Here is a 15,667-nt window from a genome sequence, read left to right as displayed (position 1 = left end):
CAGAGCCTCCTCGATCGGCGAAAGAACCACTGCCGAACCCGTTTCGGGCAGCACGAGACCGGCCCCGTACCTGGCCGCGACGGCCCGGTACGCGGAAGGTGCGCCACCACAGGCGGATTCGATGAGAGCGCGAACGGCGACGACGTCACCCGCGCACAGATTGCGTGAACGAAACGGTGGCCCGGTCGGACCACCACCGCGGCGGAGAAATGCTCCGCACCCGGGTTTGGCCTAGCTTGTGATCGTTCCTCCCACGTCGCTGCCGGCTCGCGACGAGCGCGGCGAAAGTGTTCCCTGCGTCACACGTACTTGGTGTGCATTGCGAACACTAGGCGGTGAGTCAATAAAAAGGAACCGGTTCCGCTAAAAACTTCTGGGCAACTGACCAGATGGTCTTACGGGGTAGAAAACCCGGGCACAGCGCGAGGCACGCGACGCCGATCGGCCGCGTGTGTGAGCTACCACACTGTCGGGTGTGCAGACTATGAGCCGGAACGTTGCATCCGCGTTGCATCGGCGCCCAGTCGGCGGTCGAGCACCCGGATCTTGGCCTCGATCTGCGCATACAGCGGCGAATCGCGATCGACCGAGGCGCGATAGGCGGCCCAGGCGGCGGCGTCGTCCCGCCCTTCCGGCCCGGCCGTCCACCGGCGCAAAACCGCGCTGTCGCCGGAGCCGAGGACCGCGGCGCGCAGTCGCACCCGCAGTTCGTCACGAATGTCGGCGATCCCCGGCGCACTCGACCGGGGCAGCACCGGACCGGCGTAGAGGCGTAATGCGGATTCGACATCACCGGTGTCCAGCGCCGCGCGCAGGGCGTCGACATCGGTTGCGACCGGCACGCGCAGACGGTAGGGCCGCGAGCCGACCACACTGGGGCCGACCACCGTCCGCAGGCGCGACATGGCCGCGCGGATGGTGCCGTTGTCCAGGTCGGTGTCGTCGAGCAGCAGGGCGAGATGGTCGGCGCCGAGTCCCTCGGGATGTTCGGCGAGCAGCAGCAGGATCTCGGCGTGCCGCTGCGACAGCGGCACCCGGTCGCCGTCGACCGTCAGTTGCGGCTGACCGAGACCGAGCACCTCGAGCGACAGCGCTCGCGACTCCGGCGGCGCAGGCTCCCGTTTGCCGCCACCGGATCGCATGGCGGTGAGCAGCAGGTCCATCTCCGCCGCCGTCGCGGTCGCCTTGACCAGCGCGAGAATCTCCGGTTTGGCCACCCGCACGCCACCGGCGATCATCAGCACGCCGACGAGCCTGCCGTCGGGATCGTGCACAGGCGCGGCGGCGCCGGTGATCTGGTGCATGCGATGCAGGAAGTGCTCGGGGCCGTGGATCCAGGTCGCCCGGCCGGTGCGCACCACCAGGCCGACGGCGTTGGTGCCGATGCGGCGTTCGCTCAGATCGTCGCCCGCGCGCAGGCCGACCTCGGCCGCGGCGGCGACCCGGTCGGGATTGCCGTGCACCGACAGCACCCGGCCGAACTGGTCGGCGACGGCGACGATCAGGCCGCTGCGCGCGGCGTCCTGGACGAGGAGTTTGTCGATCAGCGGCATCAGCGCGGCCAACGGGTGCGCGTCGCGGTAGCGGTGCAGATCGGCACCGCGCAGCCCGCGATCACTGAGCACATCCATCGGGTCGACGCCGCTGCGCAGGCTGCGCAGCCAGGATTCCAGCACCAGCGGGCGCAGCAGTCCGGCCAGCTGCGAGAGCTGTTCACCGCCCGCGCTGAGATATCCATGGGCTTGTGCGGCATAGGCTTCCAGTGCGCCGAGTTGCGTGCCGGGCTCGACGCCGTGCCGTGGGGGCCGCCCACCTGCAAGATTGCTGACCATTTGCCTTTCTTTCCGCCCCAAACTGTACCGGCGCGTTTTCCCCGGCGAGGGGTGGATGTTCGGTTTGTCCGACAGGTCACATCGGCTCCATACCTTCGCGAATTGTGACCTATTTGTCTTTCAGAACTCTCCGTCGCGCAGGAACTCGGCGGCGCGCTCGGCGAGCATGACGGCGCTGGCCTGCGGTCCACGGCTCAGCGGCACCGGGACGATGGACAGGTCGACCACGGCCAGCCCGGCCACCCCGTGTACCCGGCACTGCGCGTCGACCACCGCCGCGGGATCCTCGGGCCCGCCCATCCGGCAGGTGCCCGACAGGTGCTGGGAGGTGGCGAGGCGCGCCCGCAGCCACGCCGCCGACCGCTCCCCCGCCGCCGGTGGCGCGACCGTACTCGGCCGGGCGCCGGGCACCGCGGCGAGCAGATCGGCGGCCAGCACCGCGGCCGCGCGCAACCGATCCCGGTCGGCCGCCGCGGACAGGTACCGGTGTTCGAGGACCGGCGGCTGGACGGGATCGGCCGACCGCAACCGCAACTCGCCCGCGGCCAGCGGTCGCATCAGGGCCACCCCGAGACGATACGTGTCCGGCGTGAAAGACACCGTGTAGGGCCGTATTTCGATGTCGTCCAGGTCGAGCACGTATTCCAGCGGCACGGTCGGCGGCCGATCCGGTTCCGGTTCCAGCCGGTACTCCACGCCGATCTCGGGATGGTCGGTGCACCAGCTGCCGACCGGGGCGGCCTGCACCGGCGTGATCCCGAGTGCGCGGAGCTGCCCGGGCGGACCGATGCCCGAACGCAGCAGCAGCGCAGCCGATTCCACCGCACCCGCGCACAGCACGATCCGATCGGCCCACGCCGTCTCCGTGGCCCGGCCGCGCCGGTACTCGACACCCACCGCGCGCCCGCGCCGGAACAGGATGCGCGAGACCGGAACCTCACCGTCCACCCGCAGATTCGGTCGCGTCGCGGCGGGCAGCAGGTAGGCGGCCGCGGTGCCGACCCGGCGGCCGTCGGCGACATTGCACGGCACCTTCGCCAGCCCCGTCGGCGGTCCGGCATCGGGGAGGCCGTTGAGGTCGGCGCGCTCGCCGAACCCGGCCGCTCGCACGGCGTCGGCGAACAGGCGGCTCACCGGGACCCCGGTCGCGGTGCGGCGCACCGGGATCGGGCCGTGCGCGCCGTGGCCGGGCCGGTCGCCGAAATCCAGGTCGCGTTCGCTGCGCTCGTACGCGGGTAGCACGGCGTCGAAGTCCCAGAGCGGTCCCGCGATCCGGCTCCAGGCCGCGAAGTCCGCCGCGCGGGCACGCCCGAAGTAGCTGCCGTTCACCGAACTCGAGCCGCCGAGCACCCGTCCGCGCACCAGCTGCCCGACCACGGCGGCGGCCGCGCCCGCACCGTCGTCGAGGGTCGAGGTGTAGCGCCACAGCCACGGCGCGGCCGGATCGATGGGCATGCGGCCGGCGTCGCGCAGGGCGGCGGGCCACCGCTGCGGTTCCAGCCACACCGGGCCCGCCTCGAGCACTCGAACGGTGTGCGCGGGGTCCTCGCTCAACCGGGCGGCGAGCACGCAACCGGCGGTGCCACCGCCGACGATCAGGGTGTCCGTCACCGCCGCCCGCCGTCCTCAGCGCCGCGAGAAGGCCGGCCGCAGCGCGTCGAGGCTGCGCGCCCGGGCCGCCCCCACCCACAGCCCGGTGCCGTAGGCGAGATCGTCGAGCCGCTTGTAGACCAGATAGCGCACCGGGTCGAGCCCGCCCGCGTCGCGATGGGTGAACCAGTCGGCCAGTCCGTCGGCCACCGCCATCGTCACCGCGATGCGCCGCACCCGCCGCGAAACCAGCACGGCCAGCAGGGTGATCGGCCAGTAGTGCCGGCACATCGCCGAGGCGATGCGCCACAGCCCGGCGAAGAACCCGCGCGCGAGATAGAGCGCGGCGATCCTGGTCGGGTTGTCCAGCCCGGCGAACACCCGCCGCAACCGCACCAGCGCGGTCGCCAGGGCCACCAGCCCACCGAGCAGTCCCCACCGGGTCAGCGTCGCGAAGAGCACCGCCGCCAGTGCCGTCCAGTACGGCAGCGACAGCGGCGAGACCGCCACCGGGCCGTGCCTGCGGGCCAGCGGTGCGGCCCCGGTGCCGTAGAACATCTTCCGGCCGAACCAGGCGCGGAAGGCGACCCGGTGGTCGTGCGCGACGTGCGCGGCGGGCTCGTAGCGCAACCGCCTGCCCGCCCGCTCCAGCCGCCAGCACAGGTCCACGTCCTCGGCCACCCGCATCGACTCGTCGAAGCCGCCCACGGCCAGCAACGCCTGACGCCGCACCAGCATCGCCGCGCTCGGCACGTAGGACACCGGCCCGCGCGAGTGCACCGCCGCCTCGCGCCTGCCGAGATCGAGCGAGGAGCGGGTGTGTTCGTAGCGCGCCAGGGCGTTCGATTCGGCGTCGAGCGCGACGATGCGCGGGGCCACCAGCGCGACCTCGGGATCGCTGAAGTGTCCGAGCATCACCTCGAGCCAGCCGCTGCGCGGCACCACGTCCGAATCCAGGAACGCCACGAATTCGGTTGTCGCCGCGCGCAGTCCGGCGTTGCGCGCGGCGGCCGGGCCGTGCGCGGTGTCGTGCCGCAGCACCGTCACGCGGCAGCGGGTGCCGCGGGTCTCCGGAATGCGCACCGGCTGGTCGGAGCCGTCGTCGACGACGATGACGTGGTGGCCGCGCAACACCGCCAGCATCCTGGCCAGGCCCTCGGGGTTGTTGTGCAGCGGGACGACGACGGTGACGTCGTCGGTGGAGGGCAGCAGGCGCGGGCGCGGGTTGGCGACGCCGGAGTCGAGCAGCCGCCGGGCGACGACGGCGGACTTCGGTCCGGTGACCTCGAGGTACCCGTCGCCGATCATCTCGGCGGCCTCCGGCGCCAGGCGCAACACCCTGGCGGGCGTCCCGCCGATCAGGATGCGGTTGCCGGAGTATGCGCGTACCCGTGGATCGATCCGTACCCCGAAGCCGTCGGGCAATCGATCGTGGCGCATTCCTGGCATGCTAGGCAATCTCCGGCCCGCGGGCAGCATCGGTGCGCGAAATCGACCGGAAACGACAGGAATCGCCAGGACACCCGGGTCGTCCGGTGGGTACGGCGTGTTGCCGCCGATCCGCCGGGCCTCGGCGCGAGCGGGGCCGCAACGGGAGGGCAACCGGCGCACTGCCCTGGGCCGGGGATACCGCCTCTAGACTTCGGATGTACAGCAGCGGAACGGATCGTGACGGGCGACACATGCCCGCGGTGGTAGAGGTGGCATGGGAGTCGGACGAATGCAGGCCAACGGGGGCGGCAGCACGCTGTCGGAGTCCGAGATCGTCGAGGCAGCCCTGCGCGTGGTTCGGGAGGACGGCGTGGAGAAGCTGTCCATGCGCCGGCTCTCCCGGGAGCTGGGCGTCTCGCCGATGGCGCCGTACTACTACGTCGCCGACAAGCGCGAGCTGCTCGACCTGGTCGCCAGCGCCGCGCTGACCGGCGTGCGCACCCCGCCGCGCGAGTCCGGCCCCTGGCAGCAGCGGCTGCGTGAACTGGTGGATCAGATCGATGAGAAACTGCGCAGGCACCCCGGCCTCGGCGACATCCTCATCGAGCAGATGCTGGGTAAGCAGCTCGACCTGATCGCGGCCATCATGTGCATCCTGGCCGATGCCGGCTTCGGCGACCGGGACGTGCTCGCCGCCTACGCGACCGTGCACACCTATCTGTTCGGCCGCAGGCGGGTGAACCCGCGCGATCCGGCGCAGCTGAGCGAGGTGGAGTTGCCCGAGGTCGTCGCACGGGCCACCGCCTACATGCCCGACCTGCGCGGGAAGTACGTCTACGACTTCGGCATGGAGGTGCTGATCGCCGGACTGGAGGCGCGGCTTGTCGCACGGGCCGACCGCGACGTACGATGAAAATTGAAACACGTTCTAGTTTTCGCGTTCGAGAGGACGACATGACCACCGTCGAAGTTCCACACGGTTCTCGTTCGGCAGTCCTGCGGGTCGCCGCGGTGATCGCCGAGACGGCCGACAGCTGCTCGCTGGTCTTCGACGTGCCCGAGGATCTCACCGAGAAGTTCGCCTACCGGCCCGGCCAGTTCCTGACCCTCCGAATCCCCAGTGACCTCACCGGATCGGTGGCACGCTGCTATTCGCTGGCCAGCTCGCCCTACACCGACGACAAGCCCAAGGTGACGGTCAAGCGCACCGAGGGCGGCTACGGCTCCAACTGGGTCTGCGACAACGTCAAGCCCGGCGACCAGCTCGAGGTGCTGCCGCCCTCGGGCGTGTTCACGCCAAGGGATCTGGACGAGAACCTGTTGCTGTTCGGTGCCGGTAGCGGTATCACGCCGGTGATGTCGATCCTCAAATCGGCGCTCGCGCGCGGCACCGGCAAGATCGTGTTGGTCTACGCCAACCGCGACGCCGAGACCGTCATCTTCGCCGACGAGCTGCGCGAACTGGCCGCCAAGCACCCCCAGCGGCTCACCGTGATCCACTGGCTGGAGCCGCTGCAGGGCCTGCCCACCGCCGACGCGCTCGCGAGCCTGACCGCGCCGTACGCGAGCTACGAAGCGTTCATGTGCGGCCCCAAGCCGTTCATGGATCTGGTGCACGACGCGCTGGCCCGGCTCGGGGTGCCGCGCAACCGCACCCACGCCGAGGTCTTCAATTCGCTGGCCGGTGACCCGTTCGCCGACCAGGCCCCCGTCGAGGTGAGCGACGAGGAGGCCGCCGACGCCGCCACCGTCGAGGTGGAACTCGACGGCGAGGTGCACGAGCTGAGTTGGCCGCGCAAGCAGACCCTGGTCGACATCATGCTCGCCAAGGGCATCGACGTGCCGTACTCCTGCCAGGAGGGCGAGTGCGGATCGTGTGCCTGCACCGTGCTCGAGGGTGAGGTCGCGATGGAGAACGCCGAGATCCTCGACCCGGAGGACATCGCCAACGGCTACATCCTCGGCTGCCAGGCGCGCCCGGTCACCGATCGGCTCCGCATCCAGTTCTGAGCGGCGCCCGGCTTCCGGCCCGCGCGGCGCCCGGCATCGGTCCCGCCGCGGCACTCAGCGCATCGCCCGGTACGCCGCGCGGCGCTCGGCGTCGAGATGCTCGGTGGCGTAGGACAGCGCGGTGCGGCCCAGCCGGGCCGCGTGCCGGTCCAGGAAACCGGTGAGCAGCGCGGGGTCGATACGTTTGCCGACCTCGCGCAGCATCCAGCCGACGGCCTTCTGGATCAGGTCGCGGCGGTCGTCCAGCAGCCGCTCGCACAGCGCGAAGGTGGTCGAGGCGTCGCCTGCCTTGATGAAGGCGAAGGTGCTCAGCAACGCGACCCGCCGCTCCCACAGCGAATCGGCGGCCGCCAGCTCGGCGAGCAGATCGCGCGGCTTGTCGAGCAGCCAGGCGCCGAGCACGTATTCGGCCGAGGAGTCGACCAGATCCCAGTTGTTCACCCGGCCGCGCCGCACCGCGGCCAGGTACCGCTCCACCATCTCCCGCTGCGCGTCGGCCATTTCCCGCTGCGCGTCGGGGTCGCTGGGGCGCGCCTTGCCCGCGCGGGCGTACCGCAGGTTCAGGATCAGCAATCCGGCCAGGCGCTCCTCGTGCACGGCGCTGTCGAGCAGGGCGTCGATCTCGTCCAGCGGCAGGTCGGCGAAACGCTTGGCGACCGCCCGGGTAGCGGGCACCCGCACGCCGAGAAAGACGTCGCCCTCGCCGTATTCACCCGGCCCGGTCTTGAAGAAGCGCTGCAGATGCACGGCGTCCGCGGGATCGGCCACCTCGGCCAGCGCGGCGCGGACCTGCTCGGCGGTGGACACCGATGGACTCATCGCGGACCTCCTCGACACGCATCTCGCGCAAGGCTAACCGGCGGGCGGCCGCCGACCGCGGTGTCAGGGCTGGGCGCCGAGGATGCGTCCCGGTTCATAGGCGGCGGCGCTGGGGGGCAGCGTGCCCGGCCTGCCGCTGTTGAGGACGCGGACCACGCCCTCCCCGGTGGTCGGCCTGCCGAGCCCCTCCATCTTGCGGATGGTCTGCGCCGCCACGGCCTGCGCACTGTCGAACAGCCGCACCCCCGCGGGCAGCGCGGCGACGATGGCGTCGACGACCAGCGGATAGTGCGTGCAGCCCAGAACCACGCCCTCGGTGCCCGCCGGGGTCTGCGCGGCCGCGCGGGCGATCGCGTCGGTGGCCGCGGTGAGGTCACCGCGGTCGATGGCGTCGGCGAGGCCGTGGCAGGCCACCCCGACCACCTCGGCGTCACCACCGAACTTCTCGATCAGCTCCGCCTGATAGCGGCTGGCCGTGGTCGCGGCCGTCGCCCACACCGCCACCCGGCGGCAGGCCGCGGCGGCGGGCTTGATCGCGGGCACCGTGCCGATCACCGGCACCTCGGGCCCGACCTCGGCGCGTACCTGCTCGAGCGCGGTCACGCTGGCGGTGTTGCAGGGCAGCACGATCACCTCGGCCCCGGCGGCGATGGAGGTACGCGCCGCCGCCACCACCCGCTCGATCGTCCACTGCTCCGGCTTGGGCCCCCAGGGCGCGCCGTCGGGGTCCAGTTGCAGCAGCAGATCCACATCCGGGCGCAGCTTGCGCAGCCACGCGGCCGTTGGCAGCAGCCCCAGACCCGAGTCGATGAGCGCGACGATCACATCGACCACCGTATTACAGGGCCCCGCGGCCACGAATTCGCCCGAGCGGGGTCGCCGGCGCGACGCCCCACGCGGGCACGCGAATCGGTCTCCGCGGTGCTCGGCTCAGGTGGTGGCCAGCAGATCGGCCACCGGAGCGCCCGCGGCCACCTTGGCGCGGGCCTTCATGACCTGCGCCGTCATGCCCGCGCCGACCACCGCGGTGAGGGCGCCCGCGCGCGAGTAGTACGCGAGGAACTTGCGGCCGTCGTCGGCCGCCACCGAGACGTCGTCGTCGGCGCTCGGCGTGCCGAGTGCCTGGATCTTCACGTCGTACTGATCGCTCCAGAAGTACGGCACCCGCGCGGCCGTCGGCGGTTCGGCCCCGAGCAGCGCGCAGGCCACCAGCTTGGCCTGCTCCCCCGCGTTGGTCCAGTGCTCGACCCGCTGCTGTGCGCCGGTCTCGTGCCGCCAGGCCGCCACGTCGCCGACCGCCCAGACCCGCTCGACCGACGTGCGGCCCACCTCGTCGGCCAGTACGCCACCGCCGGCCGCCTGCTCGGCCAGCGCGATACCGGAATCGGCCAGCCACTCGACGGCGGGCCGCGAGCCCACCCCCAGGACGACCAGGTCGGCGCGCACCTCCGCGCCGTCGGAGAGCAGCGCCCCACGCACCCGGCCCCGGTCGTCGGACAGCAGGGTCCGCACCCCGGTGCCGCAGCGCAGGTCGACCCCCTCGGCGCGGTGCATGCGCGCGACCAGCCCGCCGACCTGTTCGCCGAGCACCGAGGCCAACGGAGTCGGCTGCGGCTCGACCAGCACCACGTCCAGCCCGCGCGCCCGGAAGCTGGCCGCCACCTCGCAGCCGATGAAGCCCGCGCCGATCACCAGAGCCGCTGTGGCGGAAGCTGATTCGTCGCGCAACGCGGTGGCGTCGGCATGGTCGCGCAACACGTGCACGCCGGCCGGCGTCGGCAGCCCGGGAAGTGTGCGGGGCCGCAGGCCGGTCGCGATGACGAGATGGTCGTAGGCGAGCGCGGAGCCGTCCGCGAGCAGGACCCGGCGGGTGGCGGTGTCCACTCCGGTCGCGGTGGTGCCCAACCGCAGCTCGATGCGCTTGTCGGTGAAGAACTCGGCCGGGCGCAACGTGGTGTCGTCGGTCTCGCCGCGCACGAACTGCTTCGACAGCGGCGGGCGGTCGTAGGGCAGGCGCGCCTCGTCGCCCAGCAGCACGAGGTCGCCCTCGTACCCGGCGCGGCGCAGTTCCTCGGCGGTCCGCAGTCCGGCCAGCCCGGCTCCCACGATGACGATCGGCGCGCTCATTGCGGTGGTCCCTTCCCTCGGCGACATCTCACCCTAGCAAGCGCTTGGTAGATCGTGGGACCGCTCCTTTTCCGAGCGGGATGCACCCGGTGCGGGCGTATCACACTTCGCCGCGCAATCGTATCCATCCCGATATCGACCGGGCGGTCAATCAGGTCTATACCGAGGTCAGGACCATTGTTCTCTCGCAGGAGGCACACCATGTTCACCGAGAGTCGCGCACAGGACCTGCTCGCGGTCGTGCTCGGCGCCTTCACCGCACTCTCGCCGCTGTGGCTCGACACCAGCGACCGGGCCATGTGGACGCTGATCGTGCTCGGCGTGCTCATCGCCCTCACCGGCCTGGCGCAGATGGCCCGGCCCGCGATGGCGATGGCCGACTACGCGATGGCGTTGTTCGGCGCGCTGCTGTTCCTCTCGCCTTGGGCGATGGACTTCACCGAGTTCCGTGGCGCATCCTGGACCGCATGGGTGGTCGGGGTCGTCACGGTGGTGGTCGCGATCGCGGCGTTGCCCGCGGTCACCGGACGCATGCATCGCACCGCCGTGCACCACTGACCCCGAGGCGGCCGAAGGTGGTCGGCGGACCGCCACGGAGGACGCCGTGACGCGCACGCAGCACCCCGCCCGGACCGGGCGCCGCCGCAGCGCCAAGCTCGACGGCGACGCCCGCGAACTCATCCTGGACGCCGCCGAACAGCTCTTCGCCGCCAAAGGATTCGACGCCACCCCGACCGCCGCCATCGCGGCGGTCGCGGGTGTGCCGAAGGGCTTGGTCTTCTACTACTTCCCCACCAAGGACGCGATCCTGTCGGCGCTGATGGCCGAGCGGGTGCCCGCCCACCCGGTGCCCGACATCGGCGCGGTGGTCGCCCCCGGCGACCCGGCCGCCAGCCTGCTCAACCTCGACACCGCGCTGAACCTGCGCGAGCACCACTCCTCGGTGTTGCGCGTGATCATGTGGCGCGAGGCCGACACCCATCCCGACGTGCGCGCCCAACTGCGGCGCCTGCGCGACCACCTGCTCGACGTGACGGCGCGGGTACTGCAGGCCAGCGCGCCGCAACCGGTGCGGCCGGGCACGGTTCGCGCCTGCGCGGCCGCCTGGGTCTCGGCGATGTTCGCCATCGCCAGCACCGACCGGCTGCACGCGCTCGACGGCGTGGCCCTGCCCACCAGCGAGGAACTGCTCGGGGTGGCGAAGGTGGTGGCGGCGGGGATGACCCAGCTCGGCTGATCCGGCAGGCGGCCGGCCCGGGCCATCCCTCAGTGGTCCGATCCCTCAGTGGTCGAGGAAGGCGAGCACCTCGGCCGCGAACCGCGGATGCCGCACCGCGCCCATGTGGCCCGCGCCGGGCACGATCACCAGCCGGGAGTCGGGGATGCCGTCGGCGGTCCGGCGGAACGCCTCCGGCGAGTAGAACTCGTCGCGCTCGCCGCCGATCACCAGCGTGGGCGCGGTGATCGCGGCCAGCCGGTCGGTCACGTCGAAGGCGTCCTCGGCGCGGACGAACGCCAGTGTGTCGGCGGGATTGCGGGGCCGGGCGAGCGGGTCGAGCAACCACATCACCGCGGCGTTGATCCTGGCCCGCACGGTTCGCGGCTCGGGTTCCATGTGGTGCAGGGCGCGCTTACCCGCTGCGGCGGCCTCGGCGTACCGCAGCTGCGCCACCCGGGCCCGTTCCTCCAGCCGCGACGCCGAGGCGGCCACGACCAGCCTGCGCACCACGTCGGGGTGGTCGGCGGCCAGTTGCAGCGCCACCGACCCGCCGGAGGAGATGCCGAGCACGTCCACCGGGGCACTGAACTCGGTGCGCAGCGCGGCGGCGTGATCGTCGGCGATCTCGGCCATCGTGGTGCCCGACGGCATGTCCGGCGCCCGGTTCACCGCATAGACCCGCCGATGCGCGGCCAGCGGCGCCAGCGCCGCGATCTCCGCCCTGGCCATCAGCCCCGCCGGATTGGCGTGGTCGGGAGTGAACCAGCGCAGGAACACCAACGGCGGCCCCGATCCCAGCGCGCGGTAGGGCAGGCCGAGCGGCAGAGTCCCCTCGACGATGTCGAGATCGGCCGCACGGGACGAGGTGCGCATCGGTCCTCCCGAAGGTTCGGCACTCGCGGGCCCGTCCAGTGTCGCACTGCGGTCGGCCACCGCGGGCCGGTCCGGCAACATTGCAGCAATCGGCACTGGACCGAAATCAGGACGGCCCCCGGAAACGCCGAACGGCGCCGCCCCTTGCGGAGCGGCGCCGTGGCAGATCGTGATTTCAGGAAATCACTTGATGATCTTGGTGACGCGGCCGGCACCGACGGTGCGGCCACCCTCGCGGATCGCGAAGCGCAGGCCCTCTTCCATGGCGACCGGCTGGATCAGCTTGACGCTCATCTCGGTGTTGTCGCCCGGCATGACCATCTCGGTGCCCTCGGGGAGGGTCACGACGCCGGTCACGTCGGTGGTGCGGAAGTAGAACTGCGGACGGTAGTTGTTGAAGAACGGGGTGTGGCGGCCGCCCTCGTCCTTCGACAGGATGTACGCCTGGCCCTCGAACTCGGTGTGCGGGGTGGTGGTGCCCGGCTTGATGACGACCTGGCCGCGCTCCACGTCCTCGCGCTTGATGCCACGGATCAGCAGGCCGACGTTGTCGCCCGCCTGGCCCTGGTCGAGCAGCTTGCGGAACATCTCGATACCGGTGACCGTGGTCTTGGTGGTCTCCGGACGGATGCCGGTGATCTCCACTTCCTCGTTCACGTTGATGATGCCGCGCTCGACACGACCGGTGACGACGGTGCCACGGCCGGTGATGGTGAAGACGTCCTCGATCGGCATGAGGAACGGCTTGTCGGTCTCACGCACCGGGTCCGGGATGGACTCGTCGACGGCGTCCATCAGGTCCTCGACGGACTTGACCCACTTGGGGTCGCCCTCGAGGGCCTTCAGGCCGGACACGCGCACGACGGGGGCTTCCTCGTCGAACTCCTGGGCGGCCAGCAGCTCGCGGACCTCCATCTCGACGAGCTCGAGGATCTCCTCGTCGTCGACCATGTCGGCCTTGTTCAGGGCGACCAGGATGTAGGGCACGCCGACCTGGCGGGCCAGCAGCACGTGCTCGCGGGTCTGCGGCATCGGGCCGTCGGTCGCGGCGACCACCAGGATGGCGCCGTCCATCTGCGCCGCACCGGTGATCATGTTCTTGATGTAGTCGGCGTGACCCGGCGCGTCGACGTGGGCGTAGTGGCGCTTCTCGGTCTGGTACTCGACGTGCGAGATGTTGATCGTGATGCCACGCGCCTTCTCTTCGGGCGCCTTGTCGATCTGATCGAACGCGAAGCTCTGGTTCAGATCCGGGTACTTGTCAGCCAGCACCTTGGTGATCGCCGCGGTCAGCGTGGTCTTGCCGTGGTCGACGTGACCGATGGTGCCGATGTTGACGTGCGGCTTCGTCCGCTCGAACTTCGCCTTCGCCACTGTTTTGTCCTCCTGGACTGTGTTGGTTCCTGCAGTTGCAGCAGTGCGGGGGGTCATCCCTGCGGATGCAGGGAAATTTCGGGTCGTACAGAGCGCCCGGGAGTTTCCGAGGCAAGTGTGCCACCTGCCCCGGAAGGGATCACTCCCCGGTCGCCTTGGCGATGATCTCCTTCGACACGTTGGCCGGAACCTCCGCGTACGAATCGAACACCATGGAGTAGTTCGCCCGGCCCTGGGTCTTCGACCGCAGGTCACCGATGTAACCGAACATCTCCGAGAGCGGAACCAGCGCCTTGACGACACGGGCACCACTGCGTTCCTCCATGGCCTGGATCTGACCACGGCGGGAGTTCAAGTCGCCGATCACGTCGCCCATGTAATCCTCGGGCGTGATGACCTCGACCGCCATCATCGGCTCGAGGATCACCGGACCGGCCTTGCGGGCCGCTTCCTTCAGGGCCTGCGCGCCGGCGATCTTGAACGCCATTTCCGACGAGTCCACGTCGTGGTAGGCGCCGTCCAGCAGCGTGACCTTCAGGTTGACCAGCGGATAACCGGCGAGCACACCGTACTGCATCGCGTCCTGGGCACCGGCGTCGACCGAAGGGATGTACTCCTTCGGCACGCGGCCACCGGTGACCTTGTTCTCGAACTCGTAGTGCGCGCCGTCCTCGCCCACGAACGGCTCGAGGGCGATGATGACCTTCGCGAACTGACCCGAGCCACCCGTCTGCTTCTTGTGGGTGTACTCGAGCTTCTCGACCGTCTTGGTGATGGTCTCGCGGTAGGCCACCTGGGGCTTGCCGACGTTCGCCTCGACCTTGAACTCGCGCTTCATGCGGTCGACAAGGATGTCGAGGTGCAGCTCGCCCATGCCACCGATGACCGTCTGACCGGTCTCGGGGTCGAGCTTGACCGAGAAGGTGGGATCCTCTTCGGCCAGCTTCTGGATCGCGGTGCCCAGCTTCTCCTGGTCGGACTTGGTCTTCGGCTCGATCGAGACCTCGATGACCGGGTCCGGGAAGGTCATGGACTCCAGCACGATCTGGTTCTGCGGATCGCACAGGGTGTCACCGGTGGTGGTGTCCTTGAGGCCGATCACCGCGTAGATGTGGCCCGCGGAGACCTCGGGAACCGGGTTCTCCTTGTTGGCGTGCATCTGGAACAGCTTGCCCAGACGCTCCTTCTTGCCCTTGGTCGCGTTGATGACCTGGGCGCCGGAGTCGACCTTGCCCGAGTACACCCGGATGTAGGTCAGCTTGCCGAAGAAGGGGTGCACCGCGATCTTGAACGCCAGCGCCGCGAAGGGCTCGTCGGCACTCGGACGACGGTTGATGACCTCGTCCTCCTTGCCGGGGACGTGGCCTTCGACGTTCTCGACGTCCAGCGGCGAAGGCAGGTAGTCGATGACGGCGTCGAGCATGGGCTGCACGCCCTTGTTCTTGAACGCCGAGCCGCAGAGCACGGGGTAGGCCTCGGAGTTGACCGTCATCTTGCGGATGGCGCCCTTGATCTCATCGATCGTGAGCTCCTCGCCGCCGAAGAACTTGTCCAGCAGCGCCTCGTCGGACTCCGCGACGGCCTCGAGCAGCTCCTGGCGGTACTGCTCGGCCTTCTCGGCCAGATCGGCCGGGATTTCCTTGACCTCGTACTTCTCACCGAGCTTGGTCTCGCCGGTCCACACCTTGGCGTTCATCTCGACCAGGTCGACGACGCCCTCGAAGGTGTCCTCCGCGCCGATGGGCAGCTGGATGACCAGCGGACGCGCGCCGAGGCGGTCCTTGATGGTCTGCACCGTGAAGTAGAAGTCGGCGCCGAGCTTGTCCATCTTGTTGACGAAGCAGATGCGCGGCACGTCGTACTTGTCGGCCTGGCGCCACACCTGCTCGGACTGCGGCTCCACGCCTTCCTTGCCATCGAAGACCGCGACCGCGCCGTCGAGCACGCGCAGCGACCGCTCCACCTCGACGGTGAAGTCCACGTGGCCGGGGGTGTCGATGATGTTGATCTGGTTCTGGTTCCAGAAACAGGTCACCGCGGCGGAGGTGATGGTGATGCCGCGCTCCTGCTCCTGCTCCATCCAGTCGGTGGTCGACGCGCCGTCGTGCGTCTCACCGATCTTGTAGTTGACACCCGTGTAGAAGAGGATGCGTTCGGTAGTGGTGGTCTTACCGGCATCGATGTGGGCCATGATGCCGATGTTGCGGACCTTCTTCAGGTCGGTGAGCACGTCCTGTGCCACGGAAATCTTCCCCGCTCTGCTCTGTAAGCGATAGCTAGTTGGGATCTTGCGTTCGGAGACCCTGGTCGGGTCCTCACTATGTCAACGCCGGAAGGGGCACCGAAGTGCCCTCCTTCCGACCGTGAGGCCTTCCGGCGCCGACACGAGCGA

At 70.2% G+C, this 15,667-nt stretch carries 13 protein-coding genes; 4 read left to right on the top strand and 9 right to left on the bottom strand.

The genetic code is table 11. The features are described 5' to 3' along the window. Nucleotides 1–482: 482 nt before the first annotated feature. From AMO33_RS23455 to mftF, 3 genes are all read right to left on the bottom strand, one after another. Nucleotides 483–1,832, bottom strand: a complete 1,350-nt coding sequence (locus AMO33_RS23455; RefSeq protein WP_011211598.1) for a GAF domain-containing protein — start codon at nt 1,830–1,832, stop codon at nt 483–485. Between the two features lie 120 nt (nt 1,833–1,952). Beyond that, a complete protein-coding gene (gene mftG, locus AMO33_RS23450; RefSeq protein WP_060594305.1) occupies nt 1,953–3,443 on the bottom strand; it encodes a mycofactocin dehydrogenase MftG in 1,491 nt (496 codons plus the stop codon). A 15-nt stretch (nt 3,444–3,458) separates the two neighbouring features. Next, nucleotides 3,459–4,862 (bottom strand): mycofactocin biosynthesis glycosyltransferase MftF, encoded by a 1,404-nt coding sequence (gene mftF / locus AMO33_RS23445; protein WP_060594303.1) that lies wholly within the window; start codon nt 4,860–4,862, stop codon nt 3,459–3,461. Nucleotides 4,863–5,127: 265 nt separating this feature from the next. Between mftF and mftR2 the strand changes: the two genes are divergently transcribed. Together mftR2 and AMO33_RS23435 are read left to right on the top strand one after the other, a co-directional pair. Further along, nucleotides 5,128–5,766 (top strand): mycofactocin system transcriptional regulator MftR2, encoded by a 639-nt coding sequence (gene mftR2 / locus AMO33_RS23440; RefSeq protein ID WP_240327306.1) that lies wholly within the window; start codon nt 5,128–5,130, stop codon nt 5,764–5,766. A 41-nt stretch (nt 5,767–5,807) separates the two neighbouring features. Then, nucleotides 5,808–6,863, top strand: coding sequence for a ferredoxin--NADP reductase (locus AMO33_RS23435; protein ID WP_011211602.1), 1,056 nt, complete (start codon nt 5,808–5,810; stop codon nt 6,861–6,863). A gap of 54 nt (nt 6,864–6,917) precedes the next feature. Here the strand turns inward: AMO33_RS23435 and AMO33_RS23430 are convergent, their stop codons facing one another. The 3 genes from AMO33_RS23430 to AMO33_RS23420 all read right to left on the bottom strand — a co-directional run bounded on the left by AMO33_RS23430 (nt 6,918) and on the right by AMO33_RS23420 (nt 9,809). After that, the gene (locus AMO33_RS23430; RefSeq protein WP_060594299.1) at nt 6,918–7,682 is read right to left on the bottom strand and encodes a DNA alkylation repair protein; all 765 of its coding nucleotides are present in this window, start codon (nt 7,680–7,682) and stop codon (nt 6,918–6,920) included. A gap of 63 nt (nt 7,683–7,745) precedes the next feature. Then, nucleotides 7,746–8,507: a glutamate racemase gene (locus AMO33_RS23425; RefSeq protein ID WP_060594298.1), complete on the bottom strand. Its 762-nt coding sequence runs from the start codon at nt 8,505–8,507 to the stop codon at nt 7,746–7,748. 105 nt (nt 8,508–8,612) lie between these two features. Then, nucleotides 8,613–9,809 carry an NAD(P)/FAD-dependent oxidoreductase gene (locus tag AMO33_RS23420; protein ID WP_041560438.1) on the bottom strand — a complete coding sequence of 399 codons (1,197 nt, stop codon included), beginning with the start codon at nt 9,807–9,809 and terminating at the stop codon, nt 8,613–8,615. Between the two features lie 201 nt (nt 9,810–10,010). Between AMO33_RS23420 and AMO33_RS23415 the strand changes: the two genes are divergently transcribed. Together AMO33_RS23415 and AMO33_RS23410 are read left to right on the top strand one after the other, a co-directional pair. After that, the gene (locus AMO33_RS23415) at nt 10,011–10,367 is read left to right on the top strand and encodes an SPW repeat domain-containing protein (protein ID WP_011211606.1); all 357 of its coding nucleotides are present in this window, start codon (nt 10,011–10,013) and stop codon (nt 10,365–10,367) included. Between the two features lie 46 nt (nt 10,368–10,413). Further along, nucleotides 10,414–11,046: a TetR/AcrR family transcriptional regulator gene (locus AMO33_RS23410; RefSeq protein WP_011211607.1), complete on the top strand. Its 633-nt coding sequence runs from the start codon at nt 10,414–10,416 to the stop codon at nt 11,044–11,046. A 45-nt stretch (nt 11,047–11,091) separates the two neighbouring features. Here AMO33_RS23410 and AMO33_RS23405 read toward each other — a convergent pair whose 3' ends face one another. The 3 genes from AMO33_RS23405 to fusA form a co-directional block, all read right to left on the bottom strand. After that, complete coding sequence (locus AMO33_RS23405; protein ID WP_060594296.1) at nt 11,092–11,901, bottom strand: alpha/beta fold hydrolase; 810 nt, start codon at nt 11,899–11,901, stop codon at nt 11,092–11,094. Nucleotides 11,902–12,084: 183 nt separating this feature from the next. After that, on the bottom strand, nt 12,085–13,275 hold the full coding sequence (gene tuf / locus AMO33_RS23400; RefSeq protein WP_011211609.1) for an elongation factor Tu: 1,191 nt from the start codon (nt 13,273–13,275) through the stop codon (nt 12,085–12,087). A gap of 139 nt (nt 13,276–13,414) precedes the next feature. Beyond that, nucleotides 13,415–15,517 (bottom strand): elongation factor G, encoded by a 2,103-nt coding sequence (gene fusA, locus AMO33_RS23395; protein WP_011211610.1) that lies wholly within the window; start codon nt 15,515–15,517, stop codon nt 13,415–13,417. Nucleotides 15,518–15,667 lie beyond the last annotated feature (150 nt).

It is taken from the genome of Nocardia farcinica (assembly GCF_001182745.1).
In the GTDB taxonomy this organism is placed as follows: Bacteria; Actinomycetota; Actinomycetes; order Mycobacteriales; family Mycobacteriaceae; genus Nocardia; species Nocardia farcinica.
Note: the sequence above shows the minus strand (reverse complement) of the source record. Positions and strands in the feature narration are given on the sequence as shown.